Here is a 23013-nt window from a genome sequence, read left to right on the forward strand (position 1 = left end):
TAAAAATCAATGAATTTCTTAAAGATTAAGAACTTTTTAATATAACTGAATTTACAATAATCCTGCATTTATATTTTAAAAGGAGTAGAAATGAAAATTTCAAAGATTGTAAGTACAGCTATACTTAGTGTAGCTGTAAGTGGTTTCGCTTTTGGTGCTGAAAATGGGGGGGGGGTAGCGACTAATCCTACACTTGATTTTTTTAATACCGTAAAGCAAAAATTAGCAGATATAGCTAAAAATAAAGAAAGCTTAGCAAATGATATATCGTCTATACATGATGAGACTGTAAAAGGTGCATTTAAAGATATTTTAGTTAAAGCAAAAGGTTTAACAATTTCAGATGCTGGTTTTACTATTGAAAATTTTGCTACAGTTGGTGACAAACAAGTTGGTTTAAAGTTAACTAAGCAAGGTCAAGGAAATGCTTCTAAACCTATGCTTGAAATTTCATACGATGGCAAAAAAGACGTTTTAAGCTTAAATGATAGTGATGCTTTAACTTTTAACCCTAGAGAATTAGATAAATTAACACCTAGTCTTAAAAATTTTAAAGATCAAGAAAATATAACTCATGATGCTGGTATAGAAACTGATATAGCAAATAATACAAAAAATAAAACAATGTTTGATTATGTAAAATTGATAGGTTCAGGAACTAGTGAAGTATTTCAGTATTTAATTACAAACAATAATAATTTAACAAATGTATTACAAATAAATGATATATCAGATGCAACAACGCAAACAAACCACCCACATTTACAAAAAATAGCAAAAATCCTTGATGCTGCAAAGAAAGCAAAAGAAGCAAAAAATAATAATGTGGATTTTACAGATATTGCTATAGGTGATAAATTTAAAATATCTATTGATACAACAGATGAAAATAAACCTAAACTTAAGATAAAAGACACTCAAGATACGGCTGGAGAAGATACTTTTACATTAGATGGCACAACTTTAAAATATCAAAAAAATACAACAGAAAATGTATCTAGGCACATACTTCTAAATTTTGAAGTTGAGGGTGCTAGTGCTAAAGTAAATGAAGCTTTAAGGGATGATGGAAGTATTGGAAGGCAAAAAAAAGCTGCTGAATTAACAGAAGCAAAGGCTTTATTAAGACAAGCTATAAATACTGTTTTAGAGAGTGATATAGACAATTTGAAAACTTATACTTCTGCTCAAGAAAATACAGATGTAAAAGGTCGCATAAAAAATATCCTAAAACTAGCCAAAGATGAAAAACTTACTTTTTTAGATAATGGTGGTCAAGGTATTAATAGCAAAGAGTTAACTTTAGATGGTGGTAAAAAAGCTAAAATTATATTAAAGAAAACAGCTAGCGGTGCTGAACTTGATATAATTTATGATAGCACAGGAACTGATATAAGTAATCATACCGATCCTAAAAAACTAAATAAATTTGTGCTTACTGGTAATGATGTAACTTTTACTGAAGCTACCGAAGAAAATAATAAACTAAAAGCTTTAGCTGCTGTTGATGGTGTTAAAACTAAAATTGAAAGTGCTTTGAATGCCGGATCTAATTTAAATTTAACTGTACCACAAATAACCAAAGCCAAAGTCAAAGTTGATCTTTATCAGACTTTAGTAACTAATTTACCGAAAGTGCTTACTAAAGATAAAATAGATGAGCTTATAAAAGCAGGAACTACTGGTATAGCAAATACAGAACTAAAAGCAATAGTAGATGAAGCAAAAAAATTACAAGAAGATGTAACTGCAACTATAAATGGTGTAAATAATGAAAATATCACACTAAAAATAAAAGCAGATAGCACTATAGAAATTTCAAAAGCAGGTGGTAAAAAAGACACCATAACATTGACTGGCGATAAATTTAAAATTACTACTGATAACAAAGTTGCTAAACCTGTTTTACAAGAATTAGCAGAAATTAAAAACACATTAGGAGAAAATCCATTTAATGCTGCTATAGAAGAAGCAAAAAAGAAGATTGTAAAAGAGGGAGATCATGTTTTAACTTCAACAGAAATAGATAAAAGAAAAGAATTTTTAGATGCTGTATATACAGATGAACAAAACAATGCTTTAAAAACTATTTTAGATGCAATTAAAACTAAAGATCTTACAACAGCTAATACAGATGCAGATATTTTAAGTAAAATTGGTGAAGCTGGTAAAGATAAAATCAAAACAATGCTTGAAAAAGCAAAAGAAGCTGGTAATGACTATATAACATCATTAGCACTTACTGCAACAATAGGTGGTGCAACTGTAAAACTAGAAATACTAGAAGGTAATAAACCTGCTTTAACTATAGAAAAAGATGGTAAAAAAGACACATTTAAGCTTTCAGGTGATAACAATGGTCAATTAGAATATACTTCAGCTAAAACATCTACAAAAGACTCTGTATTACACCTACTATCTAACTTTGATCCTACAAACCTAAATGCTACACTTTCAGTTTTTATAGCTAAAAATGGTGGAGAAATAACAGCTAAAGAAATAACAGCTGGGAATATAGACAGAATAGAAGATACAGCCGATGATAAAGAAAGAGATCTTAAAGTAGCACAAGCAACACTAGCAGCTATAAATGCAGGTGAAAAAGCTACTGAAGAAAAAGTAAAAACTTTAGAAACTAAAGTAGCAGCAGCAAACAAAGCTAAAGAAGCAGCAGAAGCAGCAGCTCAAAAAGCTAAAGAAACAGCAGATCAAGCAAATGCAACACAAGAACAAAAAGCAGCAGCTCAAAAAGCAGCAGAAGCAGAAGCAGAAGCAGAACTAGCAGCAGAAGAAGCTAAAGCAGAATTAGAAATAGCTAAAGAAGCACAAACAGCAGCTAAAGCAGAAGATGTAACAACACCAGAAAAAATAGCAAAAGCTAAAGAAAAAATAACAAAAGACATACAAGCTAAATCTAAACAAGTAGATGTATTAAATGATGCTTTAGCAGAAACTAATGTTAACACAGTTAAAGCTAATGATGCACTAAAAGAAAAAGAAAAAACGCTAAAAGAAAAAGAAACAGAATATAAAAATGCTACCGAAGCACAAAAAGCTGAGAAACTAAAAGCACTTAATGATGCCAAAAAAGAAGTAGCAGAAGCTAAAGAAGAAGTAGGTGAAGCTAATGCTGATCGTGCTAAACGTGCAACTAGAAAGCTAGATAATACAAATAAAAGTATAGCAGAGTCTTTAGGTGATATATCAGCAGATAATGAAGTGTTAAATAAACTATTCTTAGATGGCAATACTAAAAAAGAAGATATTGTTAATATAGTTAAAAATGTAACAAGCTCTGTAACAACATCAGTTGATTCAATGGCTAAAATATCTAATGTAGATATCGTTAAGTTTAATACAGATCTTTCAACCTCTACAAGACTTGCAAGTCTAAGCAACCCATTCAATGCTGATTTAGCATTAGCAAGCGCTATCAGACATTTAAAAGATGATAGCTTTGCAAGTAGTGATGATATGGCATTAAGCAACGTAGTAAGAGAATACACAGATAGATTTAACTATGACAATAACCTATGGGGAAGTGTCTTAGGTGGTAAGACAAGTGTTAAAAATGGTGCAAGTCCAAAAATCTTTGGTGTAACTCTTGGTTATGATAAGAGATTTGATAATATGATAGTTGGTGCAACTACAACTTATACTCAAACAAAAGCAGACAAAAGTGATGTTGAGTTAAAAGGTAAAAATATCCAATTAGGTCTTTATACAAGAGGATACTTTGATGAGAATGAAGTAGATGCAAGAATCAACTTTAACTTTGGAGATAACAAGGTAAAAAGAACAACTAGTATAGGTAAAACTGATGGTAAGTTTGATTCATTTGCAACATCTTTTGATCTAACTTATGGTCGCATATATCAGTTAGACAATGATGTAATGATTAAACCACTTGGTGGTGTTGGATATACATATCTAAAAACAAAATCATTTACTGAAAAAGGCGAGGGTGCTTTATCATATAACTCTATAACAACAAAAGTAGCTAACTTAAAAGCTGGTGTTGAGTTAAGAAAATATGTTGAATCTGGTAAATACTTCTATGTAACTCCTGGTGTAGAAAGAGAGATATTTAAAAACGTTAAAGATCCTATAGTTAAATTTATAGGAGCAGATAATGGCATTAAACTAGTAGGTGATGATAAGAAAAATACTTACTTTACTTTACAAACAGGTGCTAATTTTAACATAACAGATAGCTTAAGCACAAATATAAACTTTGGAACAAAACTAGGTTCTAAAAACAAATTCTATAACGGAACTATAGGTGTTAACTATAAGTTTTAATTAGCTAAGTAACCACACAAAGATACTCAAACAAGTATCTCTATAACCCCTTTAAAAGTAAAACTTAAAGGGGTATAATCTTACAAACATTATCCTTATCCTTGATATTTATCAATTACTAATTTTAAAAATTTTTCTATGAGTGAAGAATTAAAACCTTTATCGGATATCATTATAGATACATAGTATCTAAAGTAGTCAAAATATATATAGCATTTTAAATATCGATAATTTTTATTTTTTAAAATCATTTTAGCATACGGATAAAAACTATAAAGTAATGTTTGAAGTTATTTGTATAAAATATAAAGCCTAGTATCTTTATAAGTATACTAGGCATAAGAAATTAGATTTATTTTGAAGTTTTACTGGCTTTTAGCTCAGCTGCTAAAAACTCTCCGGTGTAGCTTTTTGTTTTTTTGTAGTTTTTTGCTATCTCTTTTACGCTGCCCTCTGCTATGATTTTACCGCCTTTAGCTCCACCCTCAGGACCCATATCTACTATATAGTCGCAGTTTTTTATGATGTCCATATTATGCTCTATAACAAAGACAGAGTTTCCAAGCTCTACTAGATGGTGAAGCACCTTAGCTAGTCTATCCACATCTGCAAAGTGTAACCCAGTAGTAGGCTCATCAAGTATATAAAGGGTATTTCCAGTATCGCTTCTACTTAGTTCTTTGGCTAGTTTTACACGTTGTGCTTCGCCCCCACTTAGGGTTGTTGCGTTTTGCCCAAGTGTAACATAGCCAAGCCCCACATCAGATAATGTTTTTAGCTTTGTATAAATTTTTGGTATGGCTTTGAAAAACTCCAAAGCCTCATCTATACTCATATTTAACACATCCGCGATATTTTTACTCTTGTAATGTATCTGCAATGTCTGCGCATTGTATCTTGTGCCGTTACATGCATCACATACCACCATCACATCAGGCAAGAAGTGCATTTCTATCTTTATCTCGCCCTCTCCGCTACACTTTTCACATCTTCCACCCTTTACATTAAAGCTAAAACGACCTATCTTATATCCACGAAGCTTTGACTCTTTGGTCTGTGCAAACAAAGTCCTTATCTCATCCATCACACCTGTATATGTAGCTGGGTTGCTTCTCGGTGTTCTTCCTATTGGGCTTTGATCAAGATATATGACCTTGTCTAAGTTTTCAAGTCCTTCTATCTTTGCACCGGCTACTTTTTTTATCTTTCTTGCGTTGTTTAGCTGTTCTTGTGCTACTGGTAGCAGGGTTTGAAGGATCAGTGAGCTTTTCCCACTCCCGCTTACCCCTGTTATGCCTACTAGGTTTCTAAGTGGAAATTTAGCCGATAGGTCTTTTATGTTGTTTATTGTTACATTTTTTATCTCTATCCAAGTGCTTTGTTTTCTATTTTTTTGATACTCTATATTTTTAGTTCCATTTAGGTATTTTGCTGTTGTTGTGTCTGATTTCATTAGCTCATCGTATGAGCCGGCAAATATTATATTTCCACCAAATTTACCAGCACCTTCTCCTATATCCACGATAAAGTCAGCCTCTTCTATGGTCTTTTTGTCGTGTTCTACTACTATTACAGAGTTGCCTTTGGTTTGTAGGTTTCTAAGAGTTTTTATAAGCTTTAGTGTATCTCTTTCGTGAAGCCCTATACTTGGCTCATCAAGTACATACATAACTCCACTAAGCCCACTTCCTATCTGACTTGCTATCCTTATACGTTGAGCCTCTCCACCACTTATAGTCCTTGCATCACGACCTAGGCTAAGATACCCAAGTCCTACATCATAAAGAAAATAAAGCCTTTCGTTTATCTCTTTTAGGATAGGTGTTGCTATCATCTTTTCTTGTTCGCTTAGATACTCAAAATTCTTAGTATCTGAAAAAAACTTCACACACTCCTCTATACTCATATCAAGTATATCGCCTATGCCTTTTTGCGCTACCATTACGGCTAGGCTTTGTGGTTTTAGCCTGTAGCCATTACAGTTTGAACACACCTTTTCACTCATATAGTCATCTAAGTATTTTTCGTTGTTTAGTAGGTCATAAGATACCTTCACAGCACCCTCAAAAGTCCTTGATAGCTTATGTCTTTTCCATGTAAAGTTAACTTCATTTGCATTACCATAAAGCACGAGCCGCCTTTCATCATCTGTAAGCTCTGCAAATGCCTTTTTTGTATCTATACTGTTTTGTTCACAAAATGCGATAAGAAATTTATAATAATAGCTCATATTATACCCGTGTAAGGTTCTTATAGCACCGGCTTCTATGCTTTTTTGATCGTCTACTATCTTGCTCATGTCAAGGCTATATTTTATACCAAGACCATCGCAATGCTCACAAGCACCTTTTGGAGAGTTGAAGCTAAAGCTAAGTGGCTCAAGTGGCTGAAAAGATATCTTGCAATCAAAACAAGCCAGATGCTCGCTATAATGTATATGTTTTTGACTAAGTCCAACCTCTTCGGCATTTATGATCTCAACTTCAACCTCGCCAAAGCTCTCTTTTAGCGCTTTTTCTACATCTTGTCCTAGCCTTGTTTGATTTTCATCATTCACTACAAGTCTATCTATGACTACTTTTATCGTGTGTTTTTTTGTCTTTGAAAGCTCTATATCTTCATCAAGTCTTACGATAACACCATCTATCAAAGCTCTTACAAAGCCTTTGCTTCTTAGTCCTTCTATGAGATCAGCCCAGCTTCCCTTTTTTTCCCTAACCAAAGGCGCATACATGACTATCTTTGAGCCTTGAGGTAGTTTTGAAATTTCATTTATGATATCACTTGCTGACATCTTTGATATCGGTTGTTTGCATTTATGACAGTGTTGAGTTCCTACCCTTGCATACAAAAGTCTTAAGTAGTCATATATCTCGGTTATTGTTCCTACTGTTGAGCGTGGATTTTTTGATGTAGTCTTTTGATCTATGGCTATGGCTGGAGTTAAACCTTCTATCTTATCCACATCAGGTTTGCCGACTCTATCCAAAAACTGCCTTGCGTATGAGCTTAGGCTCTCTATATATCTTCTTTGCCCCTCTGCATATAGTGTATCAAAGGCTAGTGTGCTTTTACCACTTCCGCTAAGACCTGTAAAAACGACTAATTTATTTTTTGGAATTTCTAAGTTTATATTTTTTAAATTATGCTCTTTCGCACCTGTTATTTTTATAATGTCATTCATGCTTTAATTAACCTAACTTTTTATGTAATAAATTCGTTATTGTATTACAAAGCTATAAATATATGATAAATTTAAAGGTGGAATTAACCACCTTTAAATTATTCTAGTGTAAAAAGAATATTTTTGTTGTCTTGATAAGATAAGATATCAAATTTATTGTTATTTAAAATCAAGGCTCTAGCATTAGCTATCTCACTTGGGAAAGATATAGTTTTTACAACTTCTTGATTTTTTAAGTCAATCAATAAAATAACGTTGTGTTGCTTGCTTAGAGCATAAAGCAAACCATCTTTATATACCATAGATGTTATATATAAATCACCTAATGTTTTGTCTTGTTTTAAATCAGCATTAGGAGTAAATTCAGCAGATAATACTCTATCTTTTGTTGCGATTTTAGATATAACAAATTTATTTTTGTCTTTGTTGTTAGGAACAGTTGCTGTGTATAGATAATCGCCATCTGTTGCCATACTTGCTATATGATGAAACTTAGCTCTTACGGTATTTATCCTACCTCTTCCTAAGCCATCTCCTTGACCTTCAAATTTATCATTTCCTTTGATAAAATCAGCATATTGCAAAAATTTATCAGCATTTGGATTTTTTGCAAATCTTAAGAATGATTTGTTTGAACCCATTAGTATAAATTTATCTTGCATATATGGAACAATGCCTATGATAGGATCTACTGTAGCTGAGAAATATGGATCTAACTCAAACTCATCGTTTATCTCAAACTTATCATTCATAAAAAATACATTAAATTTTGAACTACCAACATACTCATTGTTTATATAATTTAGTGAGTTTAAAGGTGCTTCGATGCTCAAATCTTTTTGGCTAACTATGCTTAGAGTTTCATCTATTTTAGTTGGTGCATTTTCTGGGTTGTTATCAAATTTTATACCTAATTTTTCACTTGCTGGTGCAAAAGCATAATCAGGGTTTCTTACATCACGTTTTCCTAAGAAAGATATGTTTTTCCAAAAACTACCCCAGCCACTTTTATCCCATACTATGTATTTTTTGTCAAAAGTAAATCTAACAGGATCTCCTTGACCATGATATGGTGGTATACCTGTGCTGACAAAAGCTTGAAATACGTTTGAAGCTATGATAACTGAAACAATTATAAACATCGCGCTTGTAGCTTTTGTGAATTTTCTAGTTTTTTCGCCATTTAATTCTTTTTCAAAAGAGTCAAATCTAGGTGCAAAGAAAAAGATAACACCAAGCATCAAAACAACAACCCAAAAGACTATCTCAGCCCAAAAATAAGTATGTATTCCAAAAATAGGTAATCCAAAACCTTGATCCAAGTCTCTTTCTGCGTGATTTCCAAAGTGTGCAAATGACTGCCATATAGCAAATGCGGCCATTACTAATAGAGTCGCTAAGTATTTGCCTTTTAAGCCATATCTAACTATAAATAGAGCCATTACGCCTATGAAAATCATAGCCTCTCTTTGTCCCCAGCAAAGTATGCAAGGACTATCGCCTAATACATATCCGAAGTAAAAATTTGCTATACCTACAGGCAGGGCTATTATCAAAAATCCTGCTAGGCACATTAATGAATAAAAAAACTTTGTTTTGTTTAAATCGTTCATATTTTTACTTCCTTATAGGTTTATATGGGTAAGAAGATTTGTTGATTTGTCACCCATGTATAAAAAGATCATAAGTAGCCAAGATGCTACAACTAATGTAAACGCAAGTTTTTCTTTTTCTGGTTTTGCAATTATTATTATCATTGCTATTAAAACCATTAAAAGTTCTAAAAACTCCATTGTTTCTCCTTTTTTATTAAATTTTTATAGGTAATTTAAGATACATATTATAATTAATAAAGCTTAAATTATTGGCATATTGTAAATTAAATATTAAGTGTAAAAATTTATTATTTTAATTTTTAAAAAATTTAATATCAATTTTAACTCTTTTTTGATATTCTGATATTTCAATTTATTCAAAGGAGAAAAAATGGCAGTAAAAATTACAGATATTTGTATAAGCTGTGGTTCTTGTATAGATGAATGCCCAGTTGAGGCTATAGTAGATGATAGTTCAAACCCAGATGGACTAGATGCATATTATGTATATGCGGATAAATGTGTTGAGTGTGTTGGACATAACGATGAGCCAGCTTGTGCTAGTGCCTGTCCAACCGATGGTTGTATAGTATGGGATGCTCCATTTGCTGGACAACCATCACGTGATGAGATAGGCGCTGAGCTTAGAGATGGAACTACTCCAGTTATAGGCTAACCCTAAAAATAGGCTCTTTTGTGAGCCTATTTTGTTTTTTAAGTTTTTTTTGATATAATTTGCGATTTCTAAAATAACCCAAACTAATAAAGGATAAATATGCAAAGAACGCTCTCTATAATAAAACCAGATGCCGTAAAAAAAGGTGTTGTAGGTAAGATCGTTGATAGGTTTGAGACAAATGGCTTAAGGGTTGTGGCTATAAAGAGATTATTGCTTAGTGAGTATGATGCAAAAACATTTTATGCTGTTCATAAAGAAAGACCTTTTTTTGGGGAACTTGTTGAATTTATGACAAGTGGACCAGTTGTTGTTATGGTTCTTGAAGGTGATAATGCTGTGTCTAAAAATAGAGAACTTATGGGCGCAACAAATCCAAAAGAGGCAAAGCCTGGTACTATAAGAGCTGATTTTGCTGATAGTATAGATGCAAATGCTGTTCACGGAAGCGATAGTTTAGAAAATGCTAAAAATGAAATAAGCTTTTTCTTTTCAGATAGAGAAATTTTCTAAGGATTTTTCAGTTGAAAATAAATTTCCTAAAAATTTCAAACAATGGCTTTCCTTTTGATTTGGATAGTAATGGTTTAAAATTTTTTGGAAATCTAAGAAAAGCAGATAAAAATCTAGTCTTGTGTGAAGCCAAAATGACCGGCAAAACAGATGTTTTGTGCGATAGATGTGGTAAAGAAATGACTTTGGAACTAGATGAAGATATAAAAATTTTCATCAGTGATGGAGTTTATAATGATGAAGGCGAAGATTTGATGGATGTTATTGAATTTTTTAATAACGAAATAGACTTAGATGAGGTTTTTGAAAGCGAATTACAAGCTTACAAAAGCGATTATTTTTATTGTAATGAATGTGAAAATTTATAAAGGAGAATAACAATGGCAGTACCTAAGAGAAGAGTTAGTCACACACGTGCAGCAAAGCGTAGAACTCATTATAAAGTGACACTTCCTATACCTGTAAAAGATAAAGACGGGTCTTGGAAGATGCCTCACCGTATAAATAAGACAACAGGCGAGTACTAATATGATACGCATTGCTATTGATGCTATGGGTGGAGATTTTGGTCCTGAGCCCATAGTTGCTGGTGTTGTTGAGGCTTTAAAAGAAGTCAGTTTTTCGGCAATACTTGTAGGAGATAGCAATGCACTAAAACATCTCATACCATCTAAATTTCAAAAATTTGTTCATTTTGTAGAAGCTAGCGAAGTTATTTCTATGTCCGATTCTGCTACAGATGCTTTAAAACGCAAAGACAGTAGTATATATATAGCTATAGAAATGCTTAGAAACAAAGAGGTTGATGCTGTTGTGTCGGCAGGACATAGCGGTGCTACAATGAGCCTTGCAACTCTTAGAGTTGGGAGGATCAAGGGTATAGCTCGTCCAGCTATTGCTACATTAATGCCAAATACTTCAGATAGTACAACACTTGTTTTAGATGTTGGTGCTAATGTTGATTGTAAGGCTGAGAATTTATTTCAGTTTGCCGTTATGGGCGAATCTTACGCAAAAGAGATATTGAATAGAAAAAGTCCTAGAGTTGGTTTGCTTTCAAACGGAGAAGAGAAATCAAAAGGCAATGAAGTCACTAAAGAGGCCTTTGGTATGTTATCTCGTATGAAAAGTTTTGTTGGAAATGCAGAGGGAAATCAAGTCTTTGATGGAAGTGTAGATGTTGTTGTTTGTGATGGTTTTATAGGAAATATCTTGTTGAAAACAAGTGAAGGTGTGGCGGATGCCATCGGAAAAATCATAAAAAAACATGCCAAAAAATCACCTTTAGCTATAGCAGGGTCTGTTTTAATGAAGAGGGTCTTTAAGGTACTCAAAAAACAGGTAAGCTATGATGAATATGGTGGAGCACCACTTCTTGGTGTAAATGGGTGTGTTATAGTAAGTCATGGAAAAAGCAATCCAAAAGCTATAAAAAATGCTATTTTCCAAGCAGTAAATTTTTCTCACTCTCATATAAATAAGCTTATAGAAGAAGAATTAAATAAATTTAAGACATTATCAGATGAATAAAGCCTCTTTACTATCAATAGCCTCTTATGTCCCAGAAAAAGTTTTAACAAACCTAGATCTAGAAAAAATGGTAGATACAAGTGATGAGTGGATCACAAAAAGAACAGGCATAAAAAAGCGCAGGATAGCACAAGAAGAGGTAACAAGCGATCTTGGAACTAAGGCGGCAGAGGTAGCTATCGCACGTTCTGGCATAAGCAAGGGCGATATAGATGCGGTTATCTGCGCTACTATCTCACCTGATCATTTTTGTATGCCATCAACGGCTTGCAAGATTGCCTTAAATTTGGGATTAAATGTTGGGGTGACAGCATTTGATATCAGTGCTGCTTGTACTGGATTTATTTATTTATTAGAACTTGCAAAGTCTTTTGTTCAAAGTGGCATTAAAAAAAATGTTTTGATAGTTGGTGCCGAAAAGCTAAGTTCTATTGTTGATTATACTGACAGAGGCACTTGTATATTATTTGGCGATGGTGCTGGTGCGGCTGTGGTTGGTGTAAGTGATGATAATGAGATAATAGACACACATACAGCAAGCGATGGAAGATATGGTAATTTGCTTTCAACTCCAGGATGTGGAAGTGTATATCCTGCAAATCAACTAACACTAGAAAAAAAACTTAACTACATACATATGGATGGCAAAGAAGTTTTTAAAGTTGCTGTTCAGACACTTACAAGTGATGTTGTAAATATATTGGCTAAAAACAATATAAAAAGTGAAGAAGTTGATTTTTTCATACCTCATCAAGCTAATTTTCGTATAATAGATGCTGTAAAAAACAAGCTTGAGTTTAAAGATGAACAATGTGTTTTAACTGTTCACAAATATGGAAACACGAGTTCGGCTTCTATACCTATGGCTATGAATGATGCTTATGAAGACGGACGCATTAAAAATGGTTCTTTATTATTGCTCGATGCTTTTGGCGGTGGTTTTACATGGGGTTCAGCCTTGCTTAAATTCGGGGGCAAGGATTACAAAGCTACACTGTAAAATAATATAAATATATTATTAAATACACTTCTTTAATCATTAAAAATGATAATAGCTTTTAAATTTATCTTATTTTGAGTCAACTCAGCATATAATATATTAAAATATTTTTACGAATTTCAAAAGGTCTTTTATGAAGCTAAAAGTTGGTATTGTTGGTTTTACGGATATAGGTAAAGCACACTATAGTGAGCTTAGGCGTTTTGATAAAATTGAAGTTTGTGGAATTTTTGATGAAAAAGAACATAATGAGTATAGCAGGGTTGAGTTTTATAATGATTTTAAAAAATTTATCCAAGACTCCAGTCCCGAAGTATTGCTTATATGCGTAGACCAATCCGATGTTTTAGATGCTTTTTTGGAATGTTTAAAACATGTAAAAACAATCATTATAGCTTCTCCGATTTGTAAAAAAACTGATGATTTAAGACAGATTAGATATAGCGCGAGTGTAAATAAAATAAATTTAACCTTTTGCCTTAGTGATAGATTCAATCCAGTAATTTGTTCTTTGCGAAAAGCGCTTTGTAAAGAAGATGAAATTTATAGTATTGATATTTTTCATTCAAAATCTATTTGTAGTGCTGATATGATAGATTTTTTAAGTGTTTTGGATATTGATTTGATAAAACATATAACAACAACTGATTTAGCTGACTTTATTAGCATGTCAAGAGTAATACAAGATGAAAAACACCCTAGCAATACTCAAATCACATTTAAGACTAAAACACAAATTTTAGTTAATATATTAAACTCTACTACAAATCCGCTTGATCAATTTAATATAAGAATCTCTACAAATAACGGTATATATTTTGCTGATTTGTTAAATTTTAAACTTTATCAAACAAATATCAATGGTCAGATAAATCTTAAGGTAGATAAAGAAGAAAATGAGCTTAAAAAGTTTTATAATGAATTTTGTATCTGTTATGAAGATATAGAAAATAAAGAGGTCGTGAGTGTAGATGAGATTATAAAAATTAAGGAACTTTTTAAATGAAAAAAATGATTTTACTTTTAAATATGGGAGGTCCTCAAAATCTTGATGAGGTAAAAGTTTTTTTAAAAAATATGTTTAATGACCCTTATATACTAGGCATCAAATCCAATTTTATAAGAAAAACTTTAGCTTGTTTGATAACAAATTTAAGAGCCAAGACAGCTATAAATAACTATAAACAAATAGGCTCAAAATCTCCAATTTGTGATATCACAAAAAGCCTTTGCGATAAAATGGTAGAGATTGATGATAGTTATATTGTTGATTTTGCTATGAACTATACTCCACCTTTTGCAAAAGATGTCCTTGAAAAATATAGCGACTTAGATGAGATCATAGTTTTACCACTATATCCGCATCATTCGGTCACTACTATAACTTCAAGTCTTGATGAGTTTTATAAGGCGTTTAATGAGCTTGGATTAAAATCAAAAGTAAAGGTTGTTGAGCCTTTTTATAACGATGATATTTATAATAATATAATCATAAACGATATAAAAGAGCATGTAAAAGATAAAGATATTAGTGATATGATTATGATATTTTCAGCTCATTCTTTGCCCGAAAAAATAATTCAAAAAGGTGATAAATACGAACAACATATTGTTAAACATTTTGATTTATTAAAAGAAAAACTTTTGCAAAATGGTATGAAATTTAAGGATATAAAGCTAGCCTATCAGTCAAAACTTGGTCCTGTGAAATGGCTTGAGCCATCACTAAATGATGTCTTATCTTCAATTGATAGTAAACAAGCATTAGTATATCCGATGTCTTTTTGTATAGACAACTCAGAGACTGTTTTTGAGCTTTGTATAGAGTATAAAGATATAGCAAAAAGTTTGGAATTTGAGTATTATGATGTAGTAAAATGTCCAAACGACAGTGATGATTTTGCTAAGTTTTTATTTAAATTATCTGATATGTGAAATTTATTATTGTTTTGTTGTAAATCACAACTTTGATTTTATAAAAGTATTTATAAGTTCTAGGATACTGCTAAAGATAAAACAGCTCTAAGAATGGATTTTTAATGCCAACAAGTATTGCTATGGCAGCAATTCTCTTATTTTAAAAAATAAAGATGAAATTGTAAAAGTTATCATAAATATATTTGTTTTAAAAAATTTAAAATAGTAAAAATATTATAAAATAAACATAATTTATTTGTCCAAGAAAATATAAAAAATTTATCAAATTCAAAACCATTTTTGGATAAAATCATAGATAAATTTAAAATTCAAATAGGAAAAATGATGCAAAAAATAGATGTTAGAAGTGCTTATCTTGATTTTTTCAAATCAAAAGGACATGAGGTTATAGAGTCAGCACCACTTGTTCCAAATGATGCAACCCTGCTTTTTACAAATGCTGGTATGGTACCTTTTAAAAGTATTTTTACCGGAGAAATTCCTAGACCAAATCCACCTATAAGAACAAGCTGTCAAACATGTATAAGAGCTGGCGGAAAGCATAATGATCTTGATAATGTCGGATATACTGCACGCCATCATACTTTTTTTGAAATGCTTGGCAATTTTAGCTTTGGTGAGTATTTTAAACAAAATGCCATATCCTATGCTTGGGAGTTTGTAACAGAGGTGTTAAAACTACCAAAAGACAAGCTTTATGTTACTGTTCACGAAAAAGATGATGAAGCTTTTGAAATCTGGAAACAACATATAGAAGAAAGTAGAATCTATAAATTTGGAGATAAAGATAACTTTTGGGCTATGGGTGATACCGGACCTTGTGGGCCTTGTTCTGAGATATTTTATGACCAAGGCGAAGAGCATTTTAATACAGATGAGGACTATATGGGTGGAGATGGAGATCGTTTCTTGGAAATTTGGAACTTGGTATTTATGCAGTTTGAAAGATCAAGTGATGGAAAAATGACACCTTTACCAAAACCTAGTATAGATACAGGAATGGGACTTGAAAGAGTAAGTGCTATCATGGAAGGTAAATTTAGCAACTATGATAGTAATTTATTTATGCCGTATATTGAGGAAGTTGCTAAGCTTTGCGGTAAGCCTTATGAGTATGAAAGTGGTGCTAGTTATAGGGTTATTAGTGATCATATTCGTTCGGTTACATTTTTGTTAGCACAAGGAACCACATTTGATAAAGAGGGCAGAGGCTATGTTTTAAGACGTATCTTGCGCCGTGCTGTTAGACATGGTTATTTGCTTGGCATCAAAAAACCTTTTATGCATAAGCTTGTTGATAAAGTATGCGAAATGATGGGATCTCACTATACTTATCTAAACAATAAAAAAGATAGTATAAAAGAGCAAATTTTGCTTGAAGAAGAGAGATTTTTCTCAACAATATCATCAGGACTTGAGCTATTTAATGAAGAGCTTAAAAATACAAAAGATGTATTTAGTGGCGATGTAGCTTTTAAGCTTTATGATACTTATGGATTTCCTTTGGACTTAACAGCTGATATGCTAAGAGATAAGGGAATGGTTGTTGATGAGGCTAGATTTGATGAGCTTATGAATGAGCAAAAAACTCGTGCAAAAGCTGCTTGGAAAGGTAGTGGAGATAAGAGTCAAAAAGGTGATTTTAAAGAGCTATTAGAACAATACAATCAGAATGAATTTATAGGTTATAGTACCTTAAGTTCCAAAAGCAAAATTTTAGCTATTTTAGATGATAACTTTAAAATAACAGATAAATTACAGCCAAATCAAGAAGGCTGGGTTATGTTTGATAAAACTCCATTTTATGCACAAAGTGGTGGACAGTGTGGAGATAGCGGTGTTATAAAAGATAAAGCCATTGTCCTTGATACACAAAAATTCCACGGACTAAACTTATCACTTGTTAAGACTAATGGCACTCTTGCACAAAATGAAAGTGTTGTTTTGGAGGTTAGTGAAGATAGACACGAGATAGCAAGACATCATAGCGCTACACACCTTTTACACGCTGCATTGCGTAAGATTTTAGGTTCTCATATCACACAAGCCGGTTCTAGCGTAGAGGCTACAAAATTGCGTTTTGATTTTTCTCATCCAAAGGCGCTTACAGCCGATGAACTTACACAAATAGAAAATTATGTAAATCAAGCTATCATAAAAGGTGCTAATGCAAATGTTGAGATTATGGACTTGCAAAGCGCAAAAGATAGTGGTGCTATAGCTCTTTTTGGCGAAAAATATGAAGATGATGTAAGGGTTTTAAGCTTTGGAGATGTTAGCAAAGAGCTTTGTGGCGGAACTCACGTAAAAAATATAAATGAAATAGGTAGCTTTTTTATCACAAAAGAGAGTGGTGTAAGTGCCGGTGTTAGAAGAATAGAAGCTGTTTGTTCAAATGCGGCTACAAATTTTGCAAAAGAAATAAGAGCTGAATTAGAAGAAATAAGAGCTGAATTAAAAACAAATCAACCTATCGTTAATATCAAAAAATTAAAAGATGAAATAAGAAGCCTAAAAGATGAGCTTAAAAACTCAGGTAGATCAAAATCAATAAAGCTTGATGATGTAAATGGCATTAAATTTGGTGTTGAGGTTATAGAAAATGGCGATATCAAAAGCTTGATAGATGATATAAAAAATGCAAATTCTAGTGTTGCTGTTATGCTTATCCAGCCAAAAGAGGATAAAATTTTAGTAGCTGCTGGCGTAAAAAATGCAAATATAAAAGCTGGAGAATGGGTAAAACAAGTAGCTCAAACACTTGGTGGAAATGGTGGCGGTAGGGATGATTTTGCTACTGCTGGAGGTAAAGATATCTCAAAAATACCAGATGCCCAAAAAGTTGCAGTTGAGTTTGCGAAAGAGAAATTAAAATAATGCAACCAGAAAATATCGCATTTGCAAGACTTGGTCAATTTTTACCATTTTTTCATATAACATCTGTGATTTTCTTTGTTGGTTTGCAAATCGGTTTTTGGTATGTTTTGAAATTTTTTCTAAAAGAGAACTCAACAAAGGAGTCATATAACGATGTATTAAATGCTTTAAAAATATTTTGGTATATGATTTTGATTGGTTTGTTGCTTATAGTAGTAACTGGTTCTTTTGTTCAAGTTGCTGATATGATGAAGTCAGCAGATCCAATGGCAAATGCCATACTTGGAACGAAATATACACTTTTTGGCTTTTTAACATTAAATGTTTTATATATGATTTATTGTTATAAAAAGTCAAAAAATGCATTTTTAGTTGATGAAATGATAGAGTGTTATGAAAATATAGTTGTTATAATAAAATATTTTATACCTTTAAATATTATTATATCACTTGTTGCAACATATCTTGGTGTTGCATATAGAGGTTTTTGATGATTATACTTGCTTCAAGTTCGCAAACAAGGGCCAAAATTTTACAAGAATACAACATTGAATTTAAACAAATTTCATTTGACTTTGATGAAAGTATGATTAGTAGAGATTTGCAGCCACATACCTATGTTTTAAATGTTGTAAAAACCAAAAAAGATCAATTTTTGTCAGCACATAAAGGGCTTAAAAATTTACTTTTTGCCGATAGTTGTGTTGTCTGTAATGGTAGAATTTTAGGCAAGGCTACAGATGAGCAAAATGCTATACAAATGCTTGAAATGCAAAGCGGAAATTGTGCTAGTGTTGTTACTGCTATGACTTATTTGAGTGAGAAATTTGAACTTATATCAACTAGCGAAACTATATATAAATTCAAACAATTTGATAGACAAGATATGCTTGAATACATAAAAAGCAAAGAGTATATCGGTAAAGCTGGAGCCATGATGGTGGAGGGGTTTAATAAAAAATATATATTAACCCAAAATGGAACGACTGATAATGCTCGTGGTTTGAATGTAAGTATTTTAAAGGCTTTTTTATGAAATATATTTTGACTTTTTTATTTTTGATAGTAGTTGCGTTTTGTGCTGGATTTTTTTATGTTTATTCTGAGGTTAGATTTAATGCTTATAATATTATTGATTATAAACCAAAACTCACAACACAAATATTTGATGCGAACAATGAGCTTATAGCAAATGTATTTGAAGAAAATAGACTTTATGTTGCTTATGATGAGATACCGGCTAGGGTTATAGAAGCTTTGGTAGCGATAGAGGATACTAGCTATTTTGAGCATGGTGGAGTTAACTTTGAAGCTATAGTAAGAGCTATAATAAAAGATATAAAAGTAGGAAGACTTGCAGAAGGGGCATCAACTCTTACTCAACAGCTTGTGAAAAATTTAGCTTTAACAAGTGAAAAAAAGATAGAGAGAAAGATAAAAGAGATGGTTCTTGCAATGAAGCTTGAAAATGAGCTTACAAAAGAACAAATAATAGAAAGATACCTAAATCATGTCTATTTTGGACATGGCTATTATGGTATAAAAACAGCAGCTCTTGGATACTTTAGAAAAGAGCTAAACGAGCTTAGTTTAAAAGAAATTTCAATGCTTGTAGGGCTTCCAAAAGCACCTAGCTCTTATGACCCTACAAGACATCTTGACCTGTCTCTTAGCCGTGCAAATAGGGTTCTTGAACGTATGTATGATATAGGGTGGATAAATGAAGATGAGTATAGAAAAGGTTTGGTTGAAGAACCTGTTGTGTTTAATGATACGCTTAGTAAAAACAAAGCACCTTATGTTGTTGATGAGATACTAAAAGAGTTAAATAAAAAATACGATGACATAAAAACCGGTGGCTATGAGATCCAAAGCACGATTGATCTTGAAGTGCAAAATATGGCCAAAGAGGCTTTGAAGTTTGGATATAATGAAATACTAAGAAGAAACAAAAAAGCAGATCCTAATATCTTAAATGGTGCAATGGTTGTTACAAAACCTCAAACCGGAGATGTGCTTGCGCTTGTTGGTGGAGTTGATTACTCAAAAAGTAGCTACAATAGAGCTACGCAAAGTAGAAGACAGCCTGGTTCTAGCTTCAAGCCTTTTATATATCAAATAGCTTTAAATAGCGGTTACTCTACTATGTCGCCAGTTGCTGACATATCTCGTAGTTTTGATATGGGAAATGGAAAAGAGTGGACACCTAAAAATTATGGCGGAGACTTTAGTGGTTATATTAGCTTAAAACAAGCCTTAACAAAATCAAGAAACTTAGCTACTATAAATTTATTGAACGATTTGGGACTTAATTTTGTTAAAAAAGAGCTTATAAGAATGGGTTTTGGCGATATACCCGAAAATCTATCTATAGCGCTTGGTAGCTTTGGTATATCTCCTATAAATTTTGCTAGTCTTTATTCTATGTTTCCAAATGATGGAGAGGTTGTAAAAACTACTCTTATTAAAAGTATAAAAAATAGATACAAAAATCTTATCAAATTTGAATCAGAAAGAATAAGAGTTAATTCTCCTGAGCAGAGTTTTTTGATGACAACAATACTTACAAATGTCATTGAAAATGGAACCGGACGAAACGCAAGGGTAAAAGGCATACAAATAGCCGGAAAAACAGGCACAACAAATAACAATATAGATGCTTGGTTTTGCGGCTTTACGCCAGATATAGAGGCTTTAGTTTGGTATGGAAATGATGACAATACCCCTATGAAAAAATTTGAAACAGGAGGTATTACAGCAGCTCCTGTATTTAAGAAATTTATACAAGCATATCTTAAGCAGTATCCAAATACTCAAAGAAATTTTATAAGACCAGATGGTGTTTATAGAGGTAAATATGAAGGGCATGATGAGTATTATACAAATCAATCTCCATTGCCCGATAACTCAGCTCAGCAAAATATTATGCAAGAAGTTGATGAAGGTGGATTGATATTTTAGATATTTTGTCTTAAAATTAATAAAAATATAAAGGTGTTTTTGGATACAGAATCACCTTTATATTGTTTTGATAATCTTAAAATCTTCAATCTCGCAAAAATCAATTAAAGCATTCATTATAGCAAATCTTTTAGTATTCATAAGTCTATTTATAGATATGTTTTCTTGTCTTAAAAATCCATTTTCTATAAGTCTAGCTCTGCATGTTCCTTTTAAAAGAGGTGTTTTTGGAGTTATCCAACCATTATCAAATATAGCAATATTTGCTATACTGGTATCAGTCACAAAGCCATCTTTGGTAATTATGATTTCTTCATAATTACTTTTTGCTTCATCTATAAGGCTTCTATCTAGGAATTTCTTACTATAGTCAAAGTCAGCACTAACTATATAAAAACTCCTAAAATTTCTAGCCTTATATGGATAAAACTCAGATCTTATAAACTCGCCTTCTAGATTGTATATAATCTTAGCTCTAGCAGTACCAAGAGGAGCCTCGCTTGAAGTTTTTTCTAATATATCTTCAAATTCAAATTCCAATGATTTATCTATAGAGTTTTTAGCTCTTGATATATGGTATTTTAAATTTTGTGGCTTATGGTCAACTAATTTTATAGTTTCAAAAAGGAAAATAGACTTTTTTGATGAGCTCATCATATTCCTTTTTGGGATCACTTTGTTTTGTTACGCCCCCACCGCTAAAAAAGCACAATCCATCTTGAGTTTGTTTTACAAATCTTATTAGGACAAAACTTTTACATATTTTTCCATCAAAATAGACAAAAACACCTGTATAAAATCCTCGTTTTGAAATCTCGCATTCTTTTATTATTTCTATGGCTTTATCTCTTGGACTACCTGCTATTGAAGCTGCTGGAACAAGAGCTGAAAAAATATCTCCTAAGCTTAGCTTGGGTTTGATCTTGCCTTTTAAGTATGAACTTGTTTGGTATAAGTTTTTTACACGTTGTATATAGCGAAATTTTTCAACCTTAATATCTTCTGCAACTAAAGATAAATCATCTTTCATAAATCCTACCATTTTATATTGTTCATCTATCTCTTTTTTGTTATTTAAAAGTGTTTCTTTGGCATTTGGTAATGTTGCATCTATTGTCCCTTTCATTGGAAAGGTATGGATATGGCCATTTTTTATAGTTATAAATGGTTCCGGAGAAAAGCATACAAAATCATTTTTTTTATACACCAATGCCTTTGCTGTTGAGTATTGATATATTTCTTCTAGGCTTAAATTTGTTTTGATTTTAGTTGGAAAACATAAATTTAAAAGTTCATTTTGCTCGCTTTGTTGATATTTTGATAAAATATTAAAGCGTTCTAGATATTTTTCAAACTCTATAGGCTCTTTTTCAAGAGAGTAGTTAATTTTATTATAATTTTTAGCATTTATTTTGAATTTTATTCCGAATTTTTCAGCATCTTCAGGGGCACAGATAATATTATTTTCTGGCTCATCATAGCTTAAAATAGCTATAAAAGGTTTGTTGCCATAAGAGTCTATTAGGTTTTTTACCATTGTTTTAATCCTTTGAAATTTTAAAAGCGAAATTATAGTATATATTTATTTATTAATAAATAAATATTTATATTATTTAATGGATTAACGCAGAATTTGACTAATTTTTATTACATAATGCTAAGATTATCTAAAATTAATTGGCGGTAATATTTAATTTTTAAATATTAAATTACTAGAAATATTCAAAAAGGAACCTTAATAACAGGTTTATGTAGATATGAGGTGGTCTTATTTTATTGGTAGTGTTAGATCAAGCTTAAATGTGCCGTTGAGATTAAAAAACCATAAATATAATCCTAAAAAGAAAAAGCCAAAATTTTACTATATTTTTTAATATAAAATAGGATGATATTAGAAACAATATAGATAATATAGAAGAATTTAAGGAATTGTTTTAAATGAATGTTTTTTAAGGAATTTAGAAAATTTGATATCAGATAAAAGATTAGAATCTTATAATAATATATACAACATACTAAAATTTTAATCTTATATCAAAACTCACTAGAATTATTGCTATGATAAAAATATCGTAGTAATAAATATAGTTGATTTTTATCTAGTTAAATTAAAGGGCTATGGCTGGATTGTTGATTCCGAAGATATAAAAAATTATTGAAAAAATATAAGATAAATAGAAGATTTCATAATAATACACATAACCAATGCTTGTCAGATTTTAGTTTTGGAATAATTATATATCTTTAGAAAACATAATTTTATAAATTATATGGTTTTGATAGTCTTGATAATTTAAATTTTTAAAGACTTTAGCGACAGTAATAGAATTTTTTATTTTTATGTTAACAATAAGAAATAGATTTTATCGGTTAGAAAACATATTGAAATCTAGAAATAAAAATAAAATATATCCACGAATAACTTATAAATTACATG

At 31.6% G+C, this 23013-nt stretch carries 18 protein-coding genes; 13 read left to right on the top strand and 5 right to left on the bottom strand.

Going from position 1 to position 23013, the window contains the following annotated elements; genetic code table 11:
• Positions 1–90 precede the first annotated feature (90 nt).
• Positions 91–4302, top strand: coding sequence for an autotransporter outer membrane beta-barrel domain-containing protein (locus tag CPIN18021_RS02000; protein ID WP_078424298.1), 4212 nt, complete (start codon positions 91–93; stop codon positions 4300–4302).
• A 352-nt stretch (positions 4303–4654) separates the two neighbouring features.
• Here CPIN18021_RS02000 and uvrA read toward each other — a convergent pair whose 3' ends face one another.
• From uvrA to dba, 3 genes are all read right to left on the bottom strand, one after another.
• Entirely contained in the window at positions 4655–7486 is a 2832-nt protein-coding gene (uvrA, locus tag CPIN18021_RS02005; protein ID WP_078424299.1) for an excinuclease ABC subunit UvrA, read from the bottom strand.
• Between the two features lie 98 nt (positions 7487–7584).
• On the bottom strand, positions 7585–9099 hold the full coding sequence (dsbI, locus tag CPIN18021_RS02010) for a disulfide bond formation protein DsbI (protein WP_078422944.1): 1515 nt from the start codon (positions 9097–9099) through the stop codon (positions 7585–7587).
• 12 nt (positions 9100–9111) lie between these two features.
• Positions 9112–9279 (bottom strand): disulfide bond formation protein Dba, encoded by a 168-nt coding sequence (dba, locus tag CPIN18021_RS02015; RefSeq protein ID WP_069633200.1) that lies wholly within the window; start codon positions 9277–9279, stop codon positions 9112–9114.
• 193 nt (positions 9280–9472) lie between these two features.
• Between dba and CPIN18021_RS02020 the strand changes: the two genes are divergently transcribed.
• The 12 genes from CPIN18021_RS02020 (at position 9473) to CPIN18021_RS02075 (ending at position 20576) form a co-directional block, all read left to right on the top strand.
• Positions 9473–9757 carry a DUF362 domain-containing protein gene (locus CPIN18021_RS02020; RefSeq protein WP_078422945.1) on the top strand — a complete coding sequence of 95 codons (285 nt, stop codon included), beginning with the start codon at positions 9473–9475 and terminating at the stop codon, positions 9755–9757.
• Positions 9758–9856: 99 nt separating this feature from the next.
• Entirely contained in the window at positions 9857–10270 is a 414-nt protein-coding gene (gene ndk, locus CPIN18021_RS02025; RefSeq protein ID WP_078424300.1) for a nucleoside-diphosphate kinase, read from the top strand.
• Between the two features lie 11 nt (positions 10271–10281).
• A complete protein-coding gene (locus CPIN18021_RS02030) occupies positions 10282–10638 on the top strand; it encodes a DUF177 domain-containing protein (RefSeq protein ID WP_078422947.1) in 357 nt (118 codons plus the stop codon).
• A gap of 12 nt (positions 10639–10650) precedes the next feature.
• Entirely contained in the window at positions 10651–10797 is a 147-nt protein-coding gene (rpmF, locus tag CPIN18021_RS02035) for a 50S ribosomal protein L32 (protein WP_069633196.1), read from the top strand.
• 1 nt (position 10798) lies between these two features.
• Positions 10799–11800, top strand: coding sequence for a phosphate acyltransferase PlsX (gene plsX / locus CPIN18021_RS02040; protein ID WP_078422948.1), 1002 nt, complete (start codon positions 10799–10801; stop codon positions 11798–11800).
• Positions 11793–12800, top strand: a complete 1008-nt coding sequence (locus CPIN18021_RS02045) for a beta-ketoacyl-ACP synthase III (protein WP_078424301.1) — start codon at positions 11793–11795, stop codon at positions 12798–12800. Before plsX ends, CPIN18021_RS02045 begins: the two co-directional genes overlap by 8 nt.
• 133 nt (positions 12801–12933) lie before the next feature.
• Entirely contained in the window at positions 12934–13806 is an 873-nt protein-coding gene (locus CPIN18021_RS02050) for a Gfo/Idh/MocA family oxidoreductase (protein ID WP_078424302.1), read from the top strand.
• Complete coding sequence (gene hemH / locus CPIN18021_RS02055) at positions 13803–14735, top strand: ferrochelatase (RefSeq protein WP_078424303.1); 933 nt, start codon at positions 13803–13805, stop codon at positions 14733–14735. Before CPIN18021_RS02050 ends, hemH begins: the two co-directional genes overlap by 4 nt.
• 336 nt (positions 14736–15071) lie before the next feature.
• Positions 15072–17615, top strand: coding sequence for an alanine--tRNA ligase (gene alaS / locus CPIN18021_RS02060; RefSeq protein WP_193431656.1), 2544 nt, complete (start codon positions 15072–15074; stop codon positions 17613–17615).
• Positions 17615–18106 (top strand): hypothetical protein, encoded by a 492-nt coding sequence (locus CPIN18021_RS02065; protein WP_078422953.1) that lies wholly within the window; start codon positions 17615–17617, stop codon positions 18104–18106. Before alaS ends, CPIN18021_RS02065 begins: the two co-directional genes overlap by 1 nt.
• Positions 18106–18651, top strand: coding sequence for a septum formation inhibitor Maf (gene maf, locus CPIN18021_RS02070; RefSeq protein ID WP_078424305.1), 546 nt, complete (start codon positions 18106–18108; stop codon positions 18649–18651). Before CPIN18021_RS02065 ends, maf begins: the two co-directional genes overlap by 1 nt.
• Entirely contained in the window at positions 18648–20576 is a 1929-nt protein-coding gene (locus CPIN18021_RS02075; RefSeq protein WP_078422955.1) for a transglycosylase domain-containing protein, read from the top strand. Before maf ends, CPIN18021_RS02075 begins: the two co-directional genes overlap by 4 nt.
• A 57-nt stretch (positions 20577–20633) precedes the next feature.
• Here the strand turns inward: CPIN18021_RS02075 and CPIN18021_RS02080 are convergent, their stop codons facing one another.
• Together CPIN18021_RS02080 and CPIN18021_RS02085 are read right to left on the bottom strand one after the other, a co-directional pair.
• Positions 20634–21230 (bottom strand): aminotransferase class IV, encoded by a 597-nt coding sequence (locus tag CPIN18021_RS02080; RefSeq protein WP_078424306.1) that lies wholly within the window; start codon positions 21228–21230, stop codon positions 20634–20636.
• Positions 21196–22113, bottom strand: coding sequence for an aminodeoxychorismate synthase component I (locus tag CPIN18021_RS02085; RefSeq protein ID WP_078424307.1), 918 nt, complete (start codon positions 22111–22113; stop codon positions 21196–21198). Before CPIN18021_RS02085 ends, CPIN18021_RS02080 begins: the two co-directional genes overlap by 35 nt.
• Positions 22114–23013: the final 900 nt, after the last annotated feature.

Origin of the sequence: Campylobacter pinnipediorum subsp. caledonicus, assembly GCF_002022005.1 — a bacterium.
GTDB classification, from domain to species: Bacteria; Campylobacterota; Campylobacteria; order Campylobacterales; family Campylobacteraceae; genus Campylobacter_A; species Campylobacter_A caledonicus.